The organism is Sphingomicrobium sp. XHP0239, assembly GCF_039555325.1.
Lineage (GTDB): Bacteria > Pseudomonadota > Alphaproteobacteria > Sphingomonadales > Sphingomonadaceae > Sphingomicrobium > Sphingomicrobium maritimum.
Window position 1 is genome coordinate 1,335,334 of the sequence record NZ_CP154608.1, and the last position, 22,188, is coordinate 1,357,521.

General features: G+C 64.2%; 25 protein-coding genes. 12 read left to right on the plus strand and 13 right to left on the minus strand.

Features of this window, described 5'->3' with window-relative positions; genetic code table 11:
• Nucleotides 1-76: 76 nt before the first annotated feature.
• Nucleotides 77-421 (minus strand): hypothetical protein, encoded by a 345-nt coding sequence (locus WJT74_RS06695; RefSeq protein WP_343343006.1) that lies wholly within the window; start codon nucleotides 419-421, stop codon nucleotides 77-79.
• Between the two features lie 129 nt (nucleotides 422-550).
• On the opposite strand from WJT74_RS06695, the gene paaZ reads away from it, so the two are divergent.
• Together paaZ and WJT74_RS06705 are read left to right on the plus strand one after the other, a co-directional pair.
• On the plus strand, nucleotides 551-2,572 hold the full coding sequence (gene paaZ, locus WJT74_RS06700; protein ID WP_343343008.1) for a phenylacetic acid degradation bifunctional protein PaaZ: 2,022 nt from the start codon (nucleotides 551-553) through the stop codon (nucleotides 2,570-2,572).
• An 81-nt stretch (nucleotides 2,573-2,653) separates the two neighbouring features.
• The gene (locus WJT74_RS06705) at nucleotides 2,654-3,085 is read left to right on the plus strand and encodes a CBS domain-containing protein (protein WP_343343010.1); all 432 of its coding nucleotides are present in this window, start codon (nucleotides 2,654-2,656) and stop codon (nucleotides 3,083-3,085) included.
• A gap of 78 nt (nucleotides 3,086-3,163) precedes the next feature.
• On the opposite strand, the gene WJT74_RS06710 is transcribed toward WJT74_RS06705, so the two are convergent.
• The 5 genes from WJT74_RS06710 to WJT74_RS06730 are packed head-to-tail and all read right to left on the minus strand — an operon-like array spanning nucleotide 3,164 to nucleotide 5,635.
• A complete protein-coding gene (locus WJT74_RS06710) occupies nucleotides 3,164-3,712 on the minus strand; it encodes a hypothetical protein (protein WP_343343011.1) in 549 nt (182 codons plus the stop codon).
• Nucleotides 3,705-4,199: an ATPase gene (locus WJT74_RS06715; RefSeq protein ID WP_343343013.1), complete on the minus strand. Its 495-nt coding sequence runs from the start codon at nucleotides 4,197-4,199 to the stop codon at nucleotides 3,705-3,707. The genes WJT74_RS06710 and WJT74_RS06715 overlap by 8 nt, the downstream gene beginning before the upstream one ends.
• 40 nt (nucleotides 4,200-4,239) lie before the next feature.
• The gene (locus WJT74_RS06720) at nucleotides 4,240-4,467 is read right to left on the minus strand and encodes a F0F1 ATP synthase subunit C (protein ID WP_343343015.1); all 228 of its coding nucleotides are present in this window, start codon (nucleotides 4,465-4,467) and stop codon (nucleotides 4,240-4,242) included.
• 29 nt (nucleotides 4,468-4,496) lie between these two features.
• Nucleotides 4,497-5,252, minus strand: a complete 756-nt coding sequence (locus WJT74_RS06725; protein ID WP_343348132.1) for a F0F1 ATP synthase subunit A — start codon at nucleotides 5,250-5,252, stop codon at nucleotides 4,497-4,499.
• 38 nt (nucleotides 5,253-5,290) lie between these two features.
• Nucleotides 5,291-5,635, minus strand: a complete 345-nt coding sequence (locus WJT74_RS06730; RefSeq protein ID WP_343343017.1) for an AtpZ/AtpI family protein — start codon at nucleotides 5,633-5,635, stop codon at nucleotides 5,291-5,293.
• 162 nt (nucleotides 5,636-5,797) lie between these two features.
• On the opposite strand from WJT74_RS06730, the gene WJT74_RS06735 reads away from it, so the two are divergent.
• The 5 genes from WJT74_RS06735 to WJT74_RS06755 all read left to right on the plus strand — a co-directional run bounded on the left by WJT74_RS06735 (nucleotide 5,798) and on the right by WJT74_RS06755 (nucleotide 11,933).
• Entirely contained in the window at nucleotides 5,798-6,610 is an 813-nt protein-coding gene (locus WJT74_RS06735; RefSeq protein ID WP_343343018.1) for a PdaC/SigV domain-containing protein, read from the plus strand.
• A gap of 86 nt (nucleotides 6,611-6,696) precedes the next feature.
• Nucleotides 6,697-7,380: a RadC family protein gene (gene radC, locus WJT74_RS06740; protein ID WP_343343020.1), complete on the plus strand. Its 684-nt coding sequence runs from the start codon at nucleotides 6,697-6,699 to the stop codon at nucleotides 7,378-7,380.
• A 73-nt stretch (nucleotides 7,381-7,453) separates the two neighbouring features.
• Nucleotides 7,454-8,773: an adenylosuccinate lyase gene (gene purB, locus WJT74_RS06745; protein ID WP_343343022.1), complete on the plus strand. Its 1,320-nt coding sequence runs from the start codon at nucleotides 7,454-7,456 to the stop codon at nucleotides 8,771-8,773.
• Nucleotides 8,770-9,306, plus strand: a complete 537-nt coding sequence (locus tag WJT74_RS06750) for a biliverdin-producing heme oxygenase (RefSeq protein ID WP_343343024.1) — start codon at nucleotides 8,770-8,772, stop codon at nucleotides 9,304-9,306. Before purB ends, WJT74_RS06750 begins: the two co-directional genes overlap by 4 nt.
• Entirely contained in the window at nucleotides 9,303-11,933 is a 2,631-nt protein-coding gene (locus WJT74_RS06755; RefSeq protein ID WP_343343026.1) for an HWE histidine kinase domain-containing protein, read from the plus strand. The genes WJT74_RS06750 and WJT74_RS06755 overlap by 4 nt, the downstream gene beginning before the upstream one ends.
• Before the next feature lie 12 nt (nucleotides 11,934-11,945).
• On the opposite strand, the gene WJT74_RS06760 is transcribed toward WJT74_RS06755, so the two are convergent.
• From WJT74_RS06760 to dnaK, 3 genes are all read right to left on the minus strand, one after another.
• Nucleotides 11,946-12,833 (minus strand): MBL fold metallo-hydrolase, encoded by an 888-nt coding sequence (locus tag WJT74_RS06760; RefSeq protein WP_343343028.1) that lies wholly within the window; start codon nucleotides 12,831-12,833, stop codon nucleotides 11,946-11,948.
• A gap of 97 nt (nucleotides 12,834-12,930) precedes the next feature.
• Nucleotides 12,931-14,061: a molecular chaperone DnaJ gene (gene dnaJ / locus WJT74_RS06765; RefSeq protein WP_343343030.1), complete on the minus strand. Its 1,131-nt coding sequence runs from the start codon at nucleotides 14,059-14,061 to the stop codon at nucleotides 12,931-12,933.
• Nucleotides 14,062-14,143: 82 nt separating this feature from the next.
• Complete coding sequence (gene dnaK / locus WJT74_RS06770) at nucleotides 14,144-16,090, minus strand: molecular chaperone DnaK (protein ID WP_343343032.1); 1,947 nt, start codon at nucleotides 16,088-16,090, stop codon at nucleotides 14,144-14,146.
• A 261-nt stretch (nucleotides 16,091-16,351) separates the two neighbouring features.
• Between dnaK and WJT74_RS06775 the strand changes: the two genes are divergently transcribed.
• Nucleotides 16,352-16,636 (plus strand): hypothetical protein, encoded by a 285-nt coding sequence (locus WJT74_RS06775; protein ID WP_343343034.1) that lies wholly within the window; start codon nucleotides 16,352-16,354, stop codon nucleotides 16,634-16,636.
• On the opposite strand, the gene fabG is transcribed toward WJT74_RS06775, so the two are convergent.
• Together fabG and fabD are read right to left on the minus strand one after the other, a co-directional pair.
• A complete protein-coding gene (gene fabG / locus WJT74_RS06780) occupies nucleotides 16,633-17,370 on the minus strand; it encodes a 3-oxoacyl-[acyl-carrier-protein] reductase (RefSeq protein ID WP_343343036.1) in 738 nt (245 codons plus the stop codon). The two genes, WJT74_RS06775 and fabG, sit on opposite strands and share 4 nt — an antisense overlap.
• A 17-nt stretch (nucleotides 17,371-17,387) precedes the next feature.
• Entirely contained in the window at nucleotides 17,388-18,314 is a 927-nt protein-coding gene (gene fabD / locus WJT74_RS06785; protein ID WP_343343038.1) for an ACP S-malonyltransferase, read from the minus strand.
• Nucleotides 18,315-18,504: 190 nt separating this feature from the next.
• On the opposite strand from fabD, the gene WJT74_RS06790 reads away from it, so the two are divergent.
• The gene (locus tag WJT74_RS06790) at nucleotides 18,505-19,110 is read left to right on the plus strand and encodes a hypothetical protein (protein ID WP_343343040.1); all 606 of its coding nucleotides are present in this window, start codon (nucleotides 18,505-18,507) and stop codon (nucleotides 19,108-19,110) included.
• A 99-nt stretch (nucleotides 19,111-19,209) separates the two neighbouring features.
• On the opposite strand, the gene WJT74_RS06795 is transcribed toward WJT74_RS06790, so the two are convergent.
• Complete coding sequence (locus WJT74_RS06795) at nucleotides 19,210-19,977, minus strand: SDR family oxidoreductase (RefSeq protein ID WP_343343042.1); 768 nt, start codon at nucleotides 19,975-19,977, stop codon at nucleotides 19,210-19,212.
• 76 nt (nucleotides 19,978-20,053) lie between these two features.
• On the minus strand, nucleotides 20,054-20,674 hold the full coding sequence (locus WJT74_RS06800) for a hypothetical protein (RefSeq protein ID WP_343343044.1): 621 nt from the start codon (nucleotides 20,672-20,674) through the stop codon (nucleotides 20,054-20,056).
• Nucleotides 20,675-20,842: 168 nt separating this feature from the next.
• On the opposite strand from WJT74_RS06800, the gene rpsF reads away from it, so the two are divergent.
• Genes rpsF through rplI form a run of 3 tightly spaced genes read left to right on the plus strand, consistent with a single transcriptional unit; the run spans nucleotide 20,843 to nucleotide 22,187 of the window.
• The gene (gene rpsF, locus WJT74_RS06805; protein WP_343343046.1) at nucleotides 20,843-21,199 is read left to right on the plus strand and encodes a 30S ribosomal protein S6; all 357 of its coding nucleotides are present in this window, start codon (nucleotides 20,843-20,845) and stop codon (nucleotides 21,197-21,199) included.
• Nucleotides 21,199-21,423 carry a 30S ribosomal protein S18 gene (gene rpsR, locus WJT74_RS06810; RefSeq protein ID WP_343343048.1) on the plus strand — a complete coding sequence of 75 codons (225 nt, stop codon included), beginning with the start codon at nucleotides 21,199-21,201 and terminating at the stop codon, nucleotides 21,421-21,423. The genes rpsF and rpsR overlap by 1 nt, the downstream gene beginning before the upstream one ends.
• A gap of 11 nt (nucleotides 21,424-21,434) precedes the next feature.
• Entirely contained in the window at nucleotides 21,435-22,187 is a 753-nt protein-coding gene (rplI, locus tag WJT74_RS06815) for a 50S ribosomal protein L9 (protein WP_343343050.1), read from the plus strand.
• Nucleotide 22,188: the final 1 nt, after the last annotated feature.

Genomic DNA, 22,188 nt, shown 5'->3' on the forward strand with positions numbered 1-22,188 from the left:
TGGCGAAAAAATCCGGCAGACGGAGCTCGGTTGCCGCCTGCCGGAAGCCGGATCGTTCAACCCCAGTCCGTGCGCGTCAGACGATCGACAGCAACGCGCGCGCCCCGATCTCCAATGACTGCACGAGCGCGATCGTCGTCACCACGCCCGCGACCGCGATACCGAACCAGAAAAACAGTCCCGAACCACTATCTTCCGGTTCGGATGCGTCCATCGTCGTCGAGGCGCCGGCCCGCTCGATAAAGCGTCGATCCGCTTGCTGACGTGTCAGCAGAGTTCGGTCACGATCGGACGTCTCGCCTTTCGCATCGCGATGCGACCGTTCAGCCTCGTCGGCGTCGATCCGCAGGATCGACCGACTGTTCTCGACGCGGCGGGGGAAGGACCGGTCGTCGGTCATAACAGCGAACTGGTGACGCATTTCCATCCGTGCGGGATAGCGCGAAGCACCGCTCGACGCCCGGCAAAGCCGGTCCGATGCGGAGCGACCCGCCGCCTTGTCGCGCCCCGCCGCGCGTCCTAAGCGCCTCTACCGAAGGAGACGCCCGCGATGAAAACGCTCGAATTGATGAACTATGCTGCCGACCAGTGGGTGCGCGGCGACGGTGAATTACGCTCGATCCCGAGTGCGATCGATGGCGCACAAGTCGCGAAAACGGGGTCGGACGGTCTGGATTTCGCCGCGATGCTGGCGCACGCGCGTGACGTCGGCGGACCTGCACTGCGGGCGATGACTTTTCACGAACGTGCCTGGATGCTGAAGGATCTGGGTCTCGCCATCATGGAGCGGAAAGAGGAGCTGTACGCACTCAATCCTCATTCGGGAGCGACGCGCGGCGACGGGTGGATCGACATCGACGGCGGCGCACTGACGCTGCTGTCCTACAGCTCGACCGGCCGCAAGAAGTTGCCCGACGCCCACGTCATGCTGGAAGGCGAACAGGAAGCGCTCGCCAAGGACCCGGGGTTCGTCGGCCAGCACATCATGACGCCCAAGCAGGGCGCGGCGGTGCACATCAACGCCTTCAACTTCCCCGTGTGGGGCATGCTGGAAAAGGTCGCCCCAACATTACTCGCCGGCATGCCGTGCATCGTGAAACCGGCCACCGCGACCAGCTATCTTGCCGAAGCGGCGTTCCGGATCATGATCGAGACGGGCGTCCTTCCCGAAGGCGCGGTGCAATTGATCGTCGGCGGTGTCGGCGACCTCTTCGACCATCTCGGCGGACAGGACGTGGTCAGCTTTACCGGATCGGCGGCGACGGCTGGCAAGCTCAAGAACCATCCCACGGTATTGCGCGAAAGCGTGACCTTCGTGGCCGAACAGGACAGCCTCAACGCCAGCGTGCTGGGACCCGATGCGGGGCCGGACACGCCGGAATTCGAGCTATTCATCGCCGAAGTCGCTCGCGAAATGACGGTCAAGGCGGGACAGAAATGCACCGCCATCCGCCGCGCGCTGGTGCCTGGGGCGCACTTGGATGCGGTCGAGGCAGCCTTGAAGGACAAGCTGGCGGCGCTGACCATTGGCGATCCGCGCGAGAAGGACACGACGCTCGGCGCGCTGGTCAGCTGTTCGCAGCGCGACGACGTTCGGGAGAAGATCGGCGAACTGGTTTCGGGCGGGGCGCGCATCGTCCACGGCGATCCCGATGCGGAACGCGGCGTCGCGGGCGGAGCCTTCATCGATCCGGTCCTGCTCCGTGCCGACGATCCGTGGAAGGCCGATGCGGTGCACGACGTCGAAGCGTTCGGCCCGGTGGCGACCATCATGCCCTATCGCGACCTCGACGATGCGATCGCGCTGGCGAACCGCGGGATGGGTAGCCTTGCCCTGTCGATGTTCAGCAATGATCCCGACGCCGCGGGCCAGTTCGTTCGCGGCGCGGCGGCCTTTCACGGGCGAATACTGGTCATCAATCGCGACAATGCGAAGCTGTCGACGGGGCACGGCAGCCCCCTCCCCGTCCTCGTTCACGGCGGCCCCGGACGCGCGGGCGGCAGCGAGGAGATGGGCGGGCTTCGCGGTCTGCACCACTACATGCAGCGCACCGCGATCCAGTCGACCCCCGCGATGATCGCGGCGATCAGCCAGCAATATGTCGCGGGCGCGCCGAAGCACGAAAGCGCGGTCCATCCTTTCCGCCTCAAGATGAGCGAGATGGATCTCGGCCAGACCTTCTTCTCCGAGGCGCGCAAGGTCACGGTCGAGGACATCGAGCATTTCGCGGAGTTCACCGGCGACAAATTCTACGCCCACATGGACGAGGAAGCCGCGAAGGCCTCCCCGATCTTCGAAGGCCGCGTGGCGCACGGTTATCTGATCCTGAGCTTCGCCGCGGGTCTGTTCGTCGATCCCGATCCGGGCCCCGTCTTGGCGAACACCGGGCTCGAGGACCTCAAATTCCTCACGCCGCTCTATCCCGGTGACACGATGCGGGTCGAGCTGACGGTCAAGTCCAAGTCGATCAAGTCCGACGAGACCGGGGTCGTGAAGTGGGCCGTCGAGATTTTCAACCAGGACGACGACGCCGTCGCGACCTATACACTGTTGACCGAAAATACGCCCTAGACCCGGAACGACCCGCGGCTTTCTCCCATTGATTCATTGAGATGGCGCCGTTGGTGCCACACAAAAAAGGGAGTTACCATTATGCAGATCGATCAGATCATGACGAAGAACATCAAGACCGTTGCGCCGAGCGCGACGGCCAAGGACGCGGCGAGCTTCATGCTGTCGGAAGATACGGGTTTCGTGCCGGTATGCGATGGACAGAAACTGGTCGGGACCATCACTGATCGCGACATCGCCGTTCGTGGCGTCGCGTCGGGCAAGGGTGCCGACTGCAGCGTGTCCGAACTGATGAGCGACAGCCCCGTCTTCCTGTCGGTGTCCGACAGCGTCGAGGAAGCCGCCAAGAAGATGAAGGAATATCAGGTACGCCGCTTGCCGGTGATTGGTGAAAACCAGGAACTCGTCGGCGTCGTTAGCCTCGGCGACATCGCCCGCGAGACCGGACAGAGCTTCGACGAGATGGCGCTTGAAGGCGTCAGTGCGAAGGGTTCGCTCAACCAGCAGGGCTAACCCCCCCCACCACACAAACGAAAGGGCCCGGGAGCATGACGCTTCCGGGCCCTTTTTCGTCTCCACAACGTGGAGCGATCAGCCGAGCCGGGTGATCGCCTCGTCGATCAACTTCGCATCGGTATCGCTGTCGGCCTTCGCAGCGATGATCTGCGCGGCGGCAGCCTTCGCAGCCATCGCGGTTTTCGCCTTCAGTTCCGCGACAGCGGCGCGCTGTTCCGAAGCGATCTTCGCCTCGGCCATCGCTTTCTTCCGCGCGACCATGTCCGTCGCGTCGGTCTCTGCCTTGGCGATGATCTGCGCGGCTTCCTCGTCGGCACGGGCGCGGATCGCGGCGGCGTCCTTTTCGGCGGCCTTAGCCTTGCCTTCATATTCGGTGCGCAGCTTCTCGGCCTCTTCGCGCAGCTGCCGGGCTTCGTCCAGTTGTTCGCGGATCGCCGCGATCTTGGCATCGAGGCTTTTGCCGATCGCGCCCGGGACCCGCTTCCAGACCATCAGCAGGATGACGAGCGTCATGGCGATGGCGACCCACACTGCGCCGTCGGCGAAGTAGCTGGGATAGCCTTCCTCGTGCGTGGTGATCGGCAGTTCGGCGATCGGTTCGCCGGGCGGGTTCTGGCTAGCCATCGGCCAGCTCCTTCTTCACCGCGCTGGTGGCGGTACGCTTGTCGACGGTGAGGCCCGAGACCTTGGCGACCATCGCCTGCGTGGCTTCGGCGGCCAGGCTCTCCAGCTCGGCCAATGCGGCCTCGCGCTGGGTCGCCAGGTCGGCGGCGGCGGCGTCGAGCTTCTTGTCGATATTGCTGTCGGCGCGCTGCATCTTGGCGGCGGTTTTCTTGGCAGCCTCGGCCTTCGCGTCGGCATTGGCCTTGGCCGCCTCGCTGCGGGCAGCATCGAGGGAGGCGCGATAGTCCTCCTCGAGCTTGTCCGCATTGGCTTGCGCCTGTTCGGCTTCCTTGAGGTCGGCCGCGATCTGGTCGTCGCGCCGATCCACCGTCTGCTGGATCTTGGGCACCATGCCATAGCCGATGAAGACCAAGATGGCGCCGAAGAAGACCGTCAGCCAGAAGATCTGCGAGGCGTAGATTTCCGCGATTTGCGCGATTTGCGGCATGAACCGACCTCAAGAAGCCTTTTGGGGTACGCTTCGACGCTTAGGCGACGAAGAGCAGGATGATCGCGACGACGAACGCGAGCAGACCGAGAAGTTCGGCGGCGGCGAAGCCGATGAACAGGCGGCCCTGCTGGCTGTCGGCCGCGGCCGGGTTGCGCAGCGCGCTTTCGAGGAACGAGCCGAACACGTTACCCACGCCGATGGCGGCCATGCCGGCACCGATGGCGGCGAGACCCGCACCGATCAATTTTGCAGCTTCTGCGTCCATGATAAGACTCCCAGTTGAAATATGCGTGATTAGTGAAGGTTGATCGCGTCGTTGAGGTACAGCGACGTGAGCAGGGCGAAAACATAGGCCTGGATACCGGCGACCAGGATCTCGAGCATCGAGACGCCGACCATCAGCAGCATCGAGGGAAGGCTGACGACCGCCAGCGTGGCGATCCCGCCCGCCGACCCGTTGATGACGAACCCCGCGAGCACCTTGAGAAGGATATGCCCAGCGGTCATGGCCACGAACAGTCGCAGGCCGAGGCTGATCGGGCGGAACAGGAAGCTGAACAGCTCGATCAGGAAGATGAGCGGGATCATCGGCTTGGGCGTGCCGTGCGGAATGAACAGGCTGAAGAAATGCAGCCCGTGCTTCGCGAACCCGACGATCAGCACCAGCGCGAAACTCACCACGGCGAGCACGCCGGTGATCGTCAGGTGGCTGGTCACGGTGAAGGCATGGACGCCGAACAGGGCCGTCGGGAACAGCCCCAGCAGGTTGGCAAACAGGATGAACATGAACAGCGAAAAGACATAGGGCACGAAGGCGCGGCCGTTCTTGCCGATGTTGGTATCGATCATGTCGGTGATGAAGCCGGTGAAGCCCTCTACCGCCATCTGCCAGCGACCCGGGATCAGCTCGCGCTTCAACCCGCCCAGCATGAACACGAACAGGACGACGAGCGTCGCTGCCATCCAGGCGGCGGAATTGGTAAAGGGGATTTCGTAGCCGGCGATCTGCCAGCCTTCGCCGAACATGGGATGCACCTCGAACTGGTACATCGGGTCGATCTTGCCGCCTTCTGCCTCGGTCGCCACTGTCAGTCGTTCCCGTCTCTACCGAGCCCGCTCTGCGTGCTCGAAAATCTCACGATGCTCCAGAAGCCGCCGACGATCCCGAGGACGAGACCGACGACCAGAGCGATGCCTCCGGTGTCGAACAGGCGATCCACCGCCCACCCCACGAAGGCGCCACCAAGCACGCCGCCGAGAAGGTAGGACAGGACCCGACTGCCGGCCGCCTCGTTCTTGTCGGGCGGCGGGCGATTGGCCCCGGTCCGTTCCGCTTCCTTTGCCTGCGCTCGTCGGAGCCGCTCTTCGAGCGAATCGATTCGCGCATCCTCGGGAAGGTTCGACGCCTGCTTGTCGGGTCTGTCGTCGGCCACCGTATCTCCCTTACATCAAGTGCCAGCGTTTCGGGGGAAAGCTGGCACCGGGAGCCGGGGCGTTCAGGCAAGCCCGCCAAGGCAGCGCCCCTTTATGAAGCGGGGGGATGGGTGTCAACCGTTGGCGGCGGAACCGCAGCGCCGTTCGCTCGCTCCCTTTCCATGACAAACCCTGCCCCTTTCCCGGTCGGCGTCGCGTTCCTGTTGTGCGCCTGCGCGCCGCAGGACGACGGCGCTCTCGGCCAGCCCGAGACGACGCCCGAGCCTCCCGTCGCCATGTCCGATCCGCCCGCGCCCCAGGCACAGCCCAGCGCAGTCCGCATCGTCGAACAGAACGCCCTCATTGATTTTACCGCATCATGGCCCGCGGAAGCCGCTGCGGTCGAGGCGATCGACGCGCGCTTTCGCGAGCAGGCCGCCACCAGCAAGGCCGAACTGATCCGAATGGCGGAGGAGGAAGGCTCGCTCAGCACGCAGCAGCAGCGCGAATTCAATGGGCTGTCCACCTCGACCGAATGGACCACCGCGGGTGAGAGCGAGTTGCTCCTCAGCCTGAGTGCGGCCGTTTCCAGCTATACCGGCGGAGCGCATCCCAATTACGGGACCGCCACCCTCCTCTGGGATCGCGCGGCAAACGAGGAGCGCCGGGTCTCCGCCCTGTTCGGTGGAGCCGGCTCGATGACGCAGACGCTCGGCACCCGCTTTTGCGACCGTCTCGATGCCGAGCGTGACGATCGCCGCGGCGGCATCGCGGTCGACGGTATGTTCGGCGAATGCCCGCCTCTGAGCGATATTTCCGTCATTCCGACCGACAGCGACCGCAACGGACTGTTCGACCAGTTCGTCCTCGTCGCCGACCCCTATGTCGCCGGACCGTATGCAGAGGGGGAATATCGGATCACCCTGCCGGTCGATGCCGCCATCGCCGCGGCGCTCGACGCACGTTACGCCGGCGAATTCGAGACCGTTCGCTGAACCTTGGCGCGGCGCACACGCGTCGCTAGGCTGCGGCACGCTCGGGCTCCGGGAGGCATCGCCTTCTCGATCGAGGACACGTGCCTATGAGCGAAGCCGATCCTGCCTCTCCCGCCGGTCATCGGCAGCGGTTGCGCGAGCGATTTCTGGAAAGCGGCGAGCAGGCTTTGCTCGATCACGAGCTGGTCGAATATCTGCTGACCGTCACGCTCCGGCGGGGCGACACCAAGGCGATGGCGAAGCGTCTACTGGCACAGTTCGGCGGATATGCCGAATTGCTCGATGCCGATGTCGGTACCCTCCGGGCCGAAGGAGTCACCGAGGCACAGATCGGCGCGCTGAAGATCGCGGCCGCCACCGCCCGCCGCCTTCTCGAGCAACGCGCCCGCAAGGACGATGTCCTATCGAACTGGCAGGCCGTGCTCGACTATCTCCAGGCCAAAATGGCATGGCGTGGGACGGAGGAGGTGCGCGCACTGTTTCTCGACACCAAGAACCGGCTGATCGCCAATGAGCGCTTGTGGGAGGGCACGGTCGATGAAAGCGCGGTCCATGTCCGCGAGGTACTGAAGCGCGCGCTCCAGCTGGAGGCGGCGGCGCTGATCCTCGTGCATAACCACCCATCGGGCGACCCCACCCCCAGCCGCGCTGACAAGCAGATCACGCGCGAGATCGTCGAGGCGGGTCGGCCGCTGCGGATCACCGTCCACGACCATCTCGTCATCGGCGGCGCCACGCCGTTTAGTTTCCGCCAGCAGGGCCTGCTCTAACATCGGATGGCGGACGGTTGTGAGGGCAGATCGGTGCTGCTAATCGGCGCTCTCCTTCCTTCCGGAGCTCTCCATGGTCCCCCGCTACGCCCGCCCCGAGATGACCGCCATCTGGTCGACGGAAAACCGCTACCGCATCTGGTGGGCGATCGAAGTCTTCGCCGCCGAAGCGATGGGCGACATCGGGATGATTCCCACCGAAGACGCGCAGAAGATCCGCAAGGCCTACGACGAGGATGTCCTCGGCGAGATCGACGTGCCCGCCATCGACGCGATCGAAGCGGTCACCAAGCATGACGTCATCGCCTTTCTGACCTGGGCCGGCGAAAAGCTCGGACCTGAGCGACGGTTCCTGCACCAGGGCATGACGTCGAGCGACGTGCTCGATACCAGCCTCGCGGTCCAGCTGACCCAGTCCGCCGATCTCCTGATCGAGGGCATGAAAACGCTGCTCGAGGTCATCGAGCGCCGCGCGCACGAACACAAGCACACCCCGACGATGGGTCGCAGCCACGGCATCCATGCCGAACCGACCAGTTTCGGTCTGAAGCTGGCGGGCGCCTATGCCGAATTCGACCGCGGTTTGGCGCGGCTCCGGTCGGCGCGCGAGGAAATCGCGACCTGCGCCATTTCCGGCGCGGTCGGCACCTTCGCGAACATCGATCCCGCGATCGAGGAACATGTCGCCAAGGAATTGGGCCTGACGCCCGAACCCATCTCGACGCAGGTCATTCCCCGCGACCGCCACGCCGAATTCTTTTCGACCCTCGCGGTCATCGCCAGTTCGATCGAACGCGTCGCGGTCGAAGTGCGCCACCTGCAACGCACCGAGGTTCTGGAGGCAGAGGAATATTTCTCGCCCGGCCAGAAGGGCTCGAGCGCGATGCCGCACAAGCGTAATCCCGTCCTCACCGAAAACCTCACCGGCCTCGCCCGCATGGTGCGCGCCTACGCCCTGCCGGCGCTGGAGAATGTCGCGCTGTGGCACGAGCGGGACATCTCCCATTCGTCCGTCGAGCGGTTCATCGGACCGGATGCGTGCATCACTCTCGATTTCGCTCTCGCGCGGCTGACGGGCGTCGTCGACAAGCTGCTCGTTTATCCCGAACGGATGCAGGCCAACCTCGACCGGATGGGCGGCCTCATCCATTCGCAGCGCGTCCTGCTGGCGCTGACGCAGAAGGGCCTCACGCGCGAGGAAAGCTACGCCATCGTCCAGCGCAACGCGATGAAGGTCTGGGACAGCGACGGGCGACTGAAACTGCTCGACCTCCTGAAGGACGACGACGAGGTATCGGAGCGCATGGACGAGGACGAGCTGGAAGCGCTCTTCGACCTCGACCACCATCTCGCCCGCGTCGACACGATCTTCGAGCGCGTCTTCGGGTCTTGAGCGTTCGTTTCGCCCTTCGCGACGGCACGCACGACAAGCATCAGGCACTCGATGCCCGCTTCGCCGCGCTCGACCTGTCCAACCGTGCCGATTATGTGCATTTCCTGAAGGCGCAGGCCGCCGCGCTGCTGCCGCTCGAGGCGACCCTCGACCATGCCGGCGCCGCGCAGCTTCTCGACGATTGGCCGGGGCATCGGCGGGGCGCCGCGCTGGTTGCCGACCTCGACGCCTTGGGCGAACGGATCCCGACCCCCGTTCGCGTCCCTTCGTTTCTGGGTCCGCCCGACATTCTCGGCGCGCTCTACGTACTCGAAGGCTCGCGGCTGGGCGGCAAGATGCTCGTCAAACAGGTTCCCGACGCCCTGCCGACGGCATTTCTTTCGCATCGTCCGCCACTTGCGTGGCGAGACTTTGTTGCGCTTCTTGAACAAAATCTCGCCAGCCCCGTTGACCGTGCGGTAGCATTACGTGCAGCAGAGGCCGCATTCGACGTCTTTTCCGACGCAGCGTCTCGTATCGCGGGGAATGAATGAATAAGGCCGAAGAGTTCGACGGTCCGGTCGACCTGACAAATTGCGATCGTGAACCAATCCATCAGCTGGGCGCTATCCAGCCGATCGGATTCCTTCTCGTATTGTCCACCGACTGGCAGGTGATGCGCCACTCGGCGAACGTGCGCGACTTCCTTCCGGACCTCCCGGAGGACCTTAATGGCACGCGCGCGCAGGATTTCCTGTCGGGCGAGGCCATTCACACGCTCCGTAACCGCATGGCGCTGCTGCGCGGCCCGGATGCGCAGGAACGCGCCTTCAACATCGAATTGAGCGAGACCGTCGACCGCAAGTTCGATGTCGCGATTCACATGATCGACGGACAGGTCATCCTTGAGGCGGAACCGGCCTCGGAAAAGAACCAGGGCGATGCGACCGGCACCGTGCGCTCGATGGTCAGCCGTCTCGACGGCGCGCCCGACATGGAACGCTTCTTCAACGAAGGCGCGCGTCAGGTTCGCGCGCTGACCGGTTTCGACCGTGTCATGATCTACCGCTTCGACGACGACGGTTCGGGCGAGGTGGTGGCGGAATCGGCGCGCGGCGGCATCGGTAGTTTTCTCGGCCTCAACTATCCCTCGACCGACATCCCCAAGCAGGCGCGCGAACTCTACACCCGCTCGCTTCTCCGGGTCATCACCGATGTCGACAGCAAGCCAGTTCCGATCGTCCCCGAACTCAATGCCGAGAAGCAGCCGCTCGATCTGTCGCTCTCCGTCCTTCGTGCGGTGAGCCCCATCCACATCGAATATCTCAAGAACATGGGGGTCGCCGCCTCCATGTCGATCTCGCTGATCGTCGAGGGCAAGCTGTGGGGCCTCGTCGCCTGCCACCATTATTCCCCCCGCTGTCCCAGCTTCGAGCGGCGCTCGGTCGCCGAACTGTTCAGCCAGCTGTTCTCGATGCGGATCGAAAGCCGCGAGCGCGAGGAGGTGATGGAGCTGGAGCGTCAGGCGCGCGACATGTCCGATCAACTGCTCGGAGCCATCGCCACCGACGATACGCTCCTGCGCGACCCCAGCTGGTTCGCCGATATCGTCACCGGGGTCATTCCCGCGGACGGTGTCGCGGTCTGGATCAACGGCAATTACGCGTTCGCGGGCCAGACCCCCGCGACCGAGGATTTCGCTCGCATCGTACGCGCCCTCAATTCCACCGCGGCGGGCAAGGTCTACAGCACCGATCACATCGCCGATCTGGTCGAGGGTGCAGAGAAATATGCCGGCAAGGCGGCCGGCCTTCTCGCCATTCCCATCAGTCGAACCCCACGCGACTATGTCGTCCTGTTCCGCGAAGAGCGGATCCGTTCGGTCCGCTGGGCGGGCAACCCGCAGAAGCCCGCCAGCTACGGCCCCAACGGCATGCGTCTCCATCCGCGGCAGAGCTTCGAGGAATGGAAGGAGGTCGTACAGCACCGGTCCAAGCCGTTCGTCCAGGTCGAACGCCGGATCGCGGAAACCCTGCGCGCAACCCTCATCGAGGTCGTGCTGCGCCTGTCGGACGAAGCCAGTGCCGAGCGAAAGGCCGCCAACGACCGGCAGGAACTGCTGATCGCCGAGCTCAATCACCGCGTCCGCAACATTCTCTCGCTCATTCGCGGCCTCATTCGCCAGTCGAAGCCCAGCGCCGACGTCAGCATCGAGGAATTCGTCCAGCTGATCGACGGGCGCATCCACGCGCTCGCCCGCGCCCACAACCAGATCACCGAGGATCATTGGGGGCCCGCCCAGTTCCAGCAGCTCATCGACGCCGAAGTCGCCGCCTTCCTCGTCAACAAGGCGAACCGAGTGCGTACCAAGGGTCCCGCCGTGCTGCTCAATCCCCAGGCCTATTCGACGATGGCGCTCGTGATCCACGAACTGGTCACCAACTCCGCCAAATATGGAAGCTTGTCGGATTCGGGCAGCGTCGACATCAAATGGGAAGTCGATGAAACCGGCCATCTCCAAATCCGCTGGAGCGAAACCGGCGGCCCGCTGGTGGAAGAACCCACGCGACAGGGGTTCGGCACGACCATCATCGAACGCTCCATCCCCTACGATCTCGGGGGGAAGGCGACGATGGACTTCCGCCCCGACGGGCTGCACGCGACCTTCCTGATCCCGCCCCGTCATCTGACCCGTCACACGGGCGATGAAGGCAAGCACGCCGTGACCGCTCGCGACCCGCGACCGGACCGACGTTCCGCGAAGGAAGTCAGCGAGAAGGAAAGCCAGAACATCAACGCCCGCCTGTTGGAGGATCGGAAGATCCTGCTGGTCGAAGACAGCCTCATCATCGCGCTCGATGCCGAGGATATTCTGATGCGGCTCGGCGCGGCGGACGTCATTACCGAGGCGACCCCCGATGGCGCCATTGCGGCGATCGGCAACAACGCGTTCGATTTCGCGCTGCTCGACATCAATCTGGGCGACAGCAACAGCTTCCAGATCGCTGACCAATTGGCCGCGAACGACATCGATTTCGTCTTTGCCACCGGATACGGGGAACAGGCCGACATTCCGCCGCAGCATCGGAAGCGGATGGTATTCCAGAAGCCCTATACGATCGCGACCGTGTCCCGTCGCCTCAGCGAATATTTCGACGAGAAGGACGCGGCGTCAGCCTGACCGTCCGTAACGTCAGCGCGGCGAATAATCAGTGCTGCCCGTGAGGCTTTTGTAGACCGCTTCGATGAACTTGGGTTTGGTGATGAAGCCTTCGCCCACATCGACGTCGTCCATGATTCCGGCCCTCTGCACGGTATCGAGATCCTCGCCCGCATCGACCCGCATCTTCACCGCGTCGCGCACCATGACCAGCATGTCGTGATAGGCCATCAATTCCGCATGGCCCGCGATGGGGCCGTGGCCCGGAACGATCGTCCAGCTTTCGTCGACGCGATCGAGGACCGTTTTTGCTGAGGCGATCATGCCGTCGATCCCCCCGCCCGCACCGAGGTCGATGAAGGGCAAGGTGACCTGATGGAAGAAGGTGTCGCCCATGTGCACGACCTTCGAACCCATGAAATAGACGTGTGCATCGCCATCGGTATGCGCATGATGGACATGGTCGATCCCGATGATCTCGCCGTTCCACTCCAGATCGATTCCGCTCTCGAACGTCAGCACCGGCAGCGCCGCATGGCCCATCTCCTGCCCCACGCGCTCGGCGATCCGCGCGCGGACATTGTCGTGCGCCATGATAAGCGCGCGGGTTGCCGCAAGGTTCTCGTTCCCGCCCGTATGATCGCCGTGAAAATGCGTATTCACGACGAAGGCGACCTCGCCGTCCGCCACTGCATTGGCGGCCGCGAGGATCTTGTCGGTCAGCGGCGCATATTGATCGTCGACGAGGATTTTGCCGTCGGGACCGTGTTGCAGCGCGATATTTCCGCCTTGGCCGAACAGGACGCACACCCGCTCGCTCACGCATTCTGTCCTGATCTCGACCTCGCTCATGTCCTGCGCGGACGCCGGCGCGGCGAAGAAAGCGGTGGTAGCAAGTACGCTAAGAATCGCCGTTTTCATGGATCTGTCCCCTGTCGTTCGCGACGAGGATGGTGGGACGGATCGACGACGTCAACGATGCGCTAAGGTCCGTAGGCGGCGGAGCGGGCACGTCCGATCAGGCGGTGAACGCACCCTTCACCCGCGCGAAGAACCCCTTGGTTGCAGGACATTCGTCACCCGTTTCCGTTTCGCGGAATTCCCGCAGCAATTCCTTCTGCCGCTTCGACATGCGCACGGGCGTCTCGACATGGACGCGCGCGATCATGTCGCCCCGGCCCGCCGAATTGACGAGGCTCATCCCCGCACCGCGCTTCTGCAGCGTCTCGCCCGACTGGGTGCCGGGGGAAATCCTGAAGCCGACCTTGTCGCCATCGACGCCCGGCACTTCGATATCGCCGCCGAGCGCTGCCGTGGTGAAGCTCACCGGCACGTCGGCGACCAGCGTCGATCCCTCGCGCACGAACAGCGGGTGTCGTTTCATGTGCACGAACAGGTAGAGGTCGCCCGCCGGCGCGCCGCGCACCCCCGCCTCGCCTTCGCGGGCGACGCGGATGCGGGTCCCTTCGTCGACGCCCGCCGGAATATCAACCGACAGCTTGCGCTTCTTGAGCATCCGGCCGTCGCCGTTGCAGTGGTTGCACGGATCGGCGACGACCTGACCCGTTCCCATGCAGGCCGCACAGCCCCGCTCCACGACGAAGAACCCCTGCTGCGCCCGGACCTTGCCCATCCCGCCGCAGGTTTCGCAGCGAACGGGCTTGCTGGTTCCCGCCGACCCGTTGCCCTCGCACGGTTCGCAATCGGCCATCGCCTCGATGGTGATGGTCTTCTTCACGCCCGCGAAGGCCTCTTCCAGTGTCAGGTCGAGATCGTAGCGCAGGTCCGACCCGCGCCCCGGCGCAGGCTGACGGCCGCCGCGCCCGCGACCCGCCATCTCCCCGAAGATCGAGGAGAAGATGTCGTTGAAGTCCGCGGCGCCGCCGCCTCCCCCGAAGGGACCGCCCGATCCGCCGCCGCCATTCTCGAACGCCGCCTTGCCGAACCGATCGTAGGCGGCCCGCTTCTGCGGATCCTTCAGAACGTCATAGGCTTCGTTGACAGCCTTGAAGCGCGCCTCCTGGTCGGCGCAGCCCTGATGCCGGTCGGGATGGCATTCCATCGCCGCCTTGCGATAGGCGCTCTTGATCGACGCCGCGTCGGCGCGCTTGTCAATGCCCAGCAGGTCGTAATAGTCGGTATCGGTCACGAGAACACTCCGCGTCCGGCAGGAACAGCGCAGCGGGCGGAGAGCCTAATGCCCCCCGCCCGCACGAGGATCCGCACGGACATCAGTCCGCTTTTTCGTTCTGGTTCTCGTCTTCGTCGACCTCGGAGAATTCCGCATCGACGACATCGTCCTCGGCGGCTTCCTCGGTCGCATCGGCCGTGTCGGCCTGCGCCTCGGCACCCGCCGACTGCTCGGCCTGGTAGATCGCCTGGCCCAGCTTCATGGCTTCCTGCGCCAGCGCTTCGGACTTCGATTTCACCGTTTCGGCATCATCGCCTTCCAGCGCTTCCTTGGTCTCGCGCAGCTTTTCCTCGATCGCCGACTTGGTATCGGCATCGACCTTGTCGCCATGCTCCTCGAGCTGCTTTTCGGTCGTGTGGACGAGGCTTTCGGCCTGGTTGCGGACCTCGGCCATTTCCTTGCGCTTCTTGTCCTCGTCGGCATACTGCTCGGCTTCCGACACCATCTTCTCGATGTCCTCGTCCGACAGACCGCCGCTGGCCTGGATGCGGATCTGCTGTTCCTTGCCGGTGCCCTTGTCCTTCGCACTGACGTTCACGATCCCGTTGGCATCGATGTCGAACGTCACCTCGATCTGCGGCACGCCGCGCGGAGCGGCGGGAATGCCGACCAGGTCGAACTGGCCGAGCATCTTGTTGTCGCTCGCCATCTCGCGTTCGCCCTGGAACACCCGGATTGTCACCGCATTCTGATTGTCGTCCGCGGTCGAGAAGGTCTGCGATTTCTTGGTCGGGATGGTCGTATTGCGATCGATCATCCGCGTGAAGACCCCGCCCAGCGTCTCGATACCGAGAGACAACGGCGTCACGTCTAGCAGCAGCACGTCCTTGACGTCGCCCTGCAGCACGCCTGCCTGGATCGCCGCGCCGATGGCGACGACTTCGTCGGGATTAACGCCCGTGTGGGGCTTCTTGCCGAAGAATTCCTCGACCGTTTCGCGCACCTTCGGCATGCGGGTCATCCCGCCCACCAGCACGACTTCGTCGATCTCGTTCTTCTCGACGCCCGCGTCCTTCAAGGCCTTCTTGCACGGCTCGAGCGTCCGCTTGATCAGCTCGCCGACCAGCTTCTCGAGGTCCGAACGGCTGATCGTCTCGACAAGGTGCAGCGGGGTGGACGAGCCACCTTCCATGCGCGCGGTGATGAAGGGCTGGTTGACCTCGGTCGTCGAGGTGCTCGACAGCTCGATCTTCGCCTTTTCGGCCGCTTCCTTCAGGCGCTGCAGCGCGAGGCGGTCCTTCTTGAGATCGATGTTTTCCTTCTTCTGGAACTGCGCAGCCAGATATTCCACGATCGCGGCGTCGAAATCCTCACCGCCGAGGAAGGTATCGCCATTGGTCGACTTCACCTCGAACACGCCGTCGCCCAGTTCGAGCACGGAGATATCGAAGGTCCCGCCACCAAGGTCGTAGACCGCGATGGTCTTGTTGCCTTCCTGCTTGTCGATCCCGTAGCCGAGTGCCGCGGCAGTCGGCTCGTTGATGATGCGCAGCACTTCCAGACCCGCGATCTGGCCGGCGTCCTTGGTCGCCTGGCGCTGCGCGTCGTTGAAGTAGGCAGGGACGGTAATGACCGCCTGCGTCACCGTTTCGCCAAGATAAGCCTCGGCGGTTTCCTTCATCTTCTGAAGGATGAACGCACTGATCTGGCTGGGCGAGAAATCCTTGTCGCCCGCCTTGACCCATGCATCGCCGTTCGATCCCTTAACGATCTCGTAGGGCACCAGCTCGGTGTCCTTCTTCGTCACGGGGTCGTCGAAGCGGCGCCCGATCAGGCGCTTCACCGCGAAAACGGTATTGTCGGGGTTGGTGACCGCCTGGCGCTTGGCCGGCTGACCGACGAGGCGTTCCCCGTCCTTGGTGAAGGCGACGATCGACGGCGTCGTCCGCGCGCCTTCGGAATTTTCGATGACCTTGGGTTTTCCGCCTTCCATGACGGCCACACAGCTGTTGGTCGTTCCCAGGTCGATGCCGATAACTTTGGACATATACTTCCCTCTCTTCTCGGGTCCCCTGATGAGCCCGCACTCGATGCGGCCCCGAAATTGAACTTCGAGGGCGATATAGGTGTGGCTTTGTCGCCATCAAGGGCGCGACTATGTCAGCCTCCGACCGCCGTCGGGGACGGCTGGGACGATTGCGATTGAGATTAATCTGTGTTAACTGTTTTGGGTCAGCTAGATGCTGTTCCACCGAAGTATGATGACAAATCTAGCCGACTGCCTTGCAACGCTAAGGGAGACGGCACCATGCCCGAATACGGAATGATTACCTGCTACAATCACGACCACCATGCCGGCATCATCGAGGCCGAGGAGGACGGCGCGCAGATCGCTGTCGATCAGCATGACCTCGATCGGTCCGACACAGACGACCTTAAGCGGCACTATCGGGTCGCATTCGATCGGGTGGAGCGGGAGGACGGCCATCTGCATGCCCGTAACGTTCAGATGCTGCAGCCGATCGGGACTTGGCGGACGCACCGCCATATCGGCGACCGGCGCTTTCGCGGCCAGTCGCGCAACCCGTTCTAGGGCATCGCCATGCCGCCATTCACGTGGAGTGTCTGGCCGGTGATGTAGGCGGCCTCGTCGCTGGCGAGATAGGCGACCGCCGCGCCGATATCGGCGCCCTCGCCCATGCTGCCCATCGGGATGCGCGAGAGGATCGCCTCACGCTGCTTGTCGTCCAGCGCATCGGTCATCGCGCTCGCCATGAAGCCCGGCGCGACGCAATTGACCGTGATGTTTCGGCTGGCGACTTCCTGCGCCAGCGCCTTGGACATTCCGACCAGCCCCGCCTTGGCGGCGACATAGTTCATCTGTCCCGGATTGCCCGTCTCGCCGACCACGGACGAAATATTGACGATCCGCCCGCCCCGGGCGCGCATCATCGGCTTGACCGCCGCGCGCATCAGCCGGAACGCGGCCTCGAGGTTGACCTTGATGACTTGGTCCCATTCCTCGTCCTTCATCCGCATCGCGAGATTGTCGCGTGTGATGCCGGCATTGTTGACGAGAATGTCGAGTTTTCCGAGCGCCTCGACCGCAGCCGGAACGAGCCCGTCGACGCTGTCACCGTCCGATAGGTCCGCGACCAGCGTCACGTGATCGCCGCCCAGTTCGGCCGCGAATGCCTTCAGCTTCTCGTCGTTAGATCCCGACAGCGCCAGCCGAGCGCCCTGCGCCGCCAATGCCTTTGAGATCTCGCTGCCGAGCCCGCCGCTGGCGCCCGTGACGAGCGCGGTTTTTCCTTCGAGTGAAAACATCGTCTATCCCCTGTTCCTCAGGCGTCCTTCGCGAACGCCTCGATATCCTCGAGCGTGACGAGGCTGACCGTCTCCGCATCGGGCAAAGTCTTGCGGACCATGCCCGCCAGGACCTTGCCGCCGACTTCCACGAAGCGGGTGACCCCCGCATCGCCCATCGCCAGCACGCATTCACGCCAGCGAACGCGGCCCGTAACCTGCTCGATCAGCCGCCGTTCGATATCCGCCGGATCGCGGCTCGCGCTCGCCGACACGTTCTGCATGAGCGGCACTGTCGGCGTCGCGATGGTGACGTCGCCGAACGCCTTCGCCATCCTGTCCTGCGCAGGCATCATCAGCCCGCAGTGGAAAGGCGCCGATACCGGCAGCGGGATGGCCCGCTTGGCACCCATGTCCTTGGCCATGCCGACCAGTCGGTCGATCGCGCTCCGGTGACCCGACACGACCACTTGTCCCGGATCATTGTCGTTGGCGACCGAACAGACTTCGTCCCCCTCGATCGCGGCTTCGGCGATTTCGTTGGCGCGCATCACGTCGACGCCCAGCAGCGCCGCCATGCCGCCTTCGCCGACCGGCACCGCATCCTGCATGGCATTGCCGCGCAGCCGCAACAGCTTGGCGGTGGTCGTCAGATCGAGCCCGCGCGCCGCACACAGCGCGGAATATTCGCCGAGGCTGTGCCCCGCCACGAAACCCGCCTTGTCGGCCAGATCGACGCCCATGACGCGCAGCACGGCGATCGAATGCGCCATGATCGCGGGCTGGGCATTGGCGGTCAGCGTCAACTCGTCCTCGGGTCCCTCGCGCATGAGGCGAAACAGATCCTCGCCCAGCGCGTCGTTGACCTCTTCGAACGTCTGTCGTGCCCGCGGTTCGGCGTCGGCCAGTTCGGCGCCCATGCCGACCTTCTGGCTCCCCTGTCCGGGAAAAATATATGCGTCCATCACTGGCTCCCTTTTGTCGGCGGCGGGCTAGACCGACCCGACTTCGGAGGCAAGCACCCCCTCGGCTCGTCGTAAATATCGTTAACCTTTTGGAACCGATGGTCGAGCGGACGATTGAGCAGCGACCACAGGCCGGTGGGCGGACGTGCCGCCCTAGAGTTAACGGCCCTTTCATCAGGACTAACTTATTATGATTAAACAGTTTCTGTTTGCCGGTGGCGCCGCTCTGGCGCTCACCGCCAGCCCCGCTTTTGCCCAGGAAGCTCCTGCCAGCGAAACCGAAATCTATGTCGGCGGCCAGGTCGGCTACCACAGCATCGACGAGATCGACTTCAACGAGATCGGCGTGGACGCGTCGACCGACATCGACGGCCTCACCTACGGCGGTTTTGCCGGCGTCATCCTTCCCTCGCGTAGCGACCTGCTGCTCGGCGCCGAAGCCAATTACATGGTCGGCACCGATGCGATCGATCGCGAGTATGGCGTCGCCGGGCTCGTCGGCACCCGCTTCGGCTCGAACAGCCGCGTCTTCCTCAAGGCCGGCTACCAGTGGGTCGACTTCGACGTCGCCGACATTGCCGGCCAAAGCGCCGACGACCTCGGCCTGTCCGGCCCGGCGCGTGACGCCTTCATCGACGACGTCGCCTTCGTGGTCGACGGCGACGACGTCGGTAGCGGCTTCCTGATCGGCGCGGGCGTCGACGTGGGCGTCGGCCCCGGCTTCCTGCGTCTCGGCGCGGACACGGTCGAATTCGACACCGTGCGCGCGACCGCGGGCTTCGGCATCAACTTCTAGTGCCAGCCCGTTCCCGCTTCGGCGGGAACAAATGAAAAAGGGGCCGGTCGGCAACTCGCCGCCCGGCCCCTTTTCTTGTTTCGATGGAAGGACGTGCGTCTAACGCATGATCATCCCGCCATCGACGACATATTCGCTGCCGTTCACGTAGGACGCATCGTCCGACAGCAGGAAGGTTGTGACCGCCGCCACTTCCTCCGGATTGCCGAAGCGACCGAGCGCGACCTGCTTCTTGATCCGTTCGGCCATCTCTTTCTGGTCGTCTTCGTCCATTCCGCCCGATTCCTCGGCAAACTTCGCCATGAAGCCGGTGTCGATCGGTCCCGGCGCCACCGAATTGACCCGGATGTTTCGGCTGCCGAGCTCGTTCGCCCAGCTGCGCGCCAACGCCGACACGCTCGCCTTGGTCGCGCCATAGACCGCCCCGCCCGGCATGCCCGAATGGCTCGCTACGCTCCCGGTCAGCAGCACCGCGCCGCCGTCCTTCACGCTGTCGGCCAGTCCGGCCATCTGCAGGATCGGGCCGCGGACGTTGGTGTTCATCATGCGGTCGAACGCCTCCTGCTCGGTCCCGCCCGCGGGGGTGCGCCCGCCATAGCCGGCATTGAGATACAGGCCGTCGATCTGTCCCATCTGGTCCTTGACCTTCTGCGCCAGGTCCTTCGCGGCTTCGGGATCGGATGCATCGTTGCGCAGCACCAGGCTGGCATCGGGAAGCTCGCGCCCCGCCTGGTCCAGATGGTCCTGGCTGTGCCCGGTCACGGCGACCTCGCCGCCCTCCTCGACAATCCGCTTGGCGGTCGCCAGACCGATGCCGTTGGTCCCGCCGGTGATCAGGACACGCTTTCCTTCGAAACGATTGCTCATGGGAATTCTCCGTTGATGATGGGTTCGTAAAGGCAACGGAGTGTCGTTCGGCCACGTTCCGCCGACTGCCGGTCGATCAGGCAGGCCGTTCGAAACCCGCGTGGACGGCGGAGGGTCGAACCCGGATCAGTCGAGCGCGAGTGGAACGCTGGAGAAGCATCGGCAGCAGGTTCACGACCATATTGCCGAGCATGAGACCGATCGCCCACGCCGGCCATCCTCCCGCCCACGCGGCCAGCGACGATCCCGTGCCGAACCACCAGAAGCCGTGATGCGCCCGTTCGGACCGGAAACTGCGCCGCGACGCGGCCTCGAGAGCGTCGGGACCGACATGGACACGATAGCCCGGGAAGCGGGCTCGGACCTTGCGATTGATGCGATCGCCGTCGGTGATGATCGCGCGCAGCCGGTCGAACCCCAGGCGGCGGTAGAGGCGACGCTCCAGGGCCAGCGAGGACGACGCGTACCAACCGCGCGGTAGCAGCGCGACCGCGAAGCCCATCGCGATGGCAAGGGCGAGCCACGGTGTGACATCCTGCTCGAACGGCGGCGCCTCCGGCGAACGCATCCCATAGGCGCGAAGCCAGAACAGAACGAGGATTCCCAGCCATGCGCCGAACAGGCCGTGCGGCAACGCGTTCAGCTTGCCCGCGTAGGTTTCTGCCTCCGCGCGATCGTGCCGGGAAGTGTCGCTCACCTGATGCCGCCCCCTCCTGTCCAGGCCTTGCCATCGCGGTCCTTTTCGGGCAAGTGCGCGTTCGACCGGACGGGCCTGCCCGCTTCCGGCGATAACGTTTGACGACAGCCGGAGGGGTGGTGCGCATGGTGCGGCCATCAGCGATCGGCCAAAATGAGAGAAGACGATATGGCTCTTTACGAGCATATCTTCCTCGCGCGTCAGGACCTTGCGCAAGCGCAGGTCGACACGCTGACCGAGGAAGCATCCAAGATCATCACCGACAACGACGGCAAGGTGGTCGAGACCGAAGCCTGGGGCGTGAAGTCCCTCGCCTACAAGATCCAGAAGAACCGCAAGGCGCACTTCGTCATGATGCGGCTCGACACGCCCCCCGCCGCGATCGCGGAGCTGGAGCGTCAGACCCGCATCAACGAGGACGTGGTCCGCTACATGACCATCCGCGTCGACGAGCATGAAGAAGGCCCGTCCGCGATGATGCGCAAGAACGAGCGCAGCGAACGCAAGAAGAGGGAGCGCAACTAATGGCTCGTCCGTTTTTCCGCCGCCGCAAGTCCTGCCCCTTCTCGGGCAACGACGCGCCCGTCATCGACTACAAGGACGTCCGTCTGCTGCAGGGCTTCGTGTCCGAGCGTGGCAAGATCGTCCCCAGCCGTATCACCGCCGTCAGTGCCAAGAAGCAGCGCGAGCTCGCCAAGGCGATCAAGCGCGCGCGTCACATCGGCCTGATGCCGTACGTCGTTAAGTAAGGAGAACAGACATGGACGTGATCCTGCTTGAACGCGTCGAGAAGCTCGGCGCCATCGGCGACGTGGTTTCCGTCAAGAACGGTTATGCGCGCAACTATCTGCTTCCCAACAAGAAGGCCCTCCGCGCCAATGCCGCGAACAAGGCCGTCTTCGAAGCGAACCGCGAGCGCATCGAGAAGGAAAATGCCGAGAAGCGCGACGTTGCCGCTGAAGAAGGCAAGAAGATGGACGGCACCGAACTGGTGATGATCCGTCAGGCCTCGAACACCGGCCAGCTCTACGGCTCGGTCGCCACCCGCGACGTGGTCGCCGGCATGGAGGAAAAGGGCTTCCAGATCGAGAAGAGCCAGGTCCAGCTGGTCCGCCCGATCAAGGCCATCGGCATGCACGACGTCAACGTCGTCCTGCACCCCGAGGTGACTATCGTCGTGAAGGCGAACGTCGCCCGCTCGACCGAGGAAGCCGAACTGCAGGCGCAGGGCGTCGACATCATCCAGCAGATGTACGAGGAAGAACAGGCCGAACTTCGCGAAACCGCCATCGAAGCGGGCGTCGATGAAGAAGCCGTCCTCGAGCCGGGCGAAGTCGTCAACGAAGACGGCGAGATCGAAGTCGCCGAGGGCGTCGAGGAGCACCCGCTCAAGGGAACCGCCGACGAAACCCCGAGCGAGGCCGAAGTCGAAGCCGCGACCGACGACACGTCGAGCGACGGCGACGATACCGACGCCGAAACGGCCGACGAAGACAAGAGCGAGGAAGAGTAAG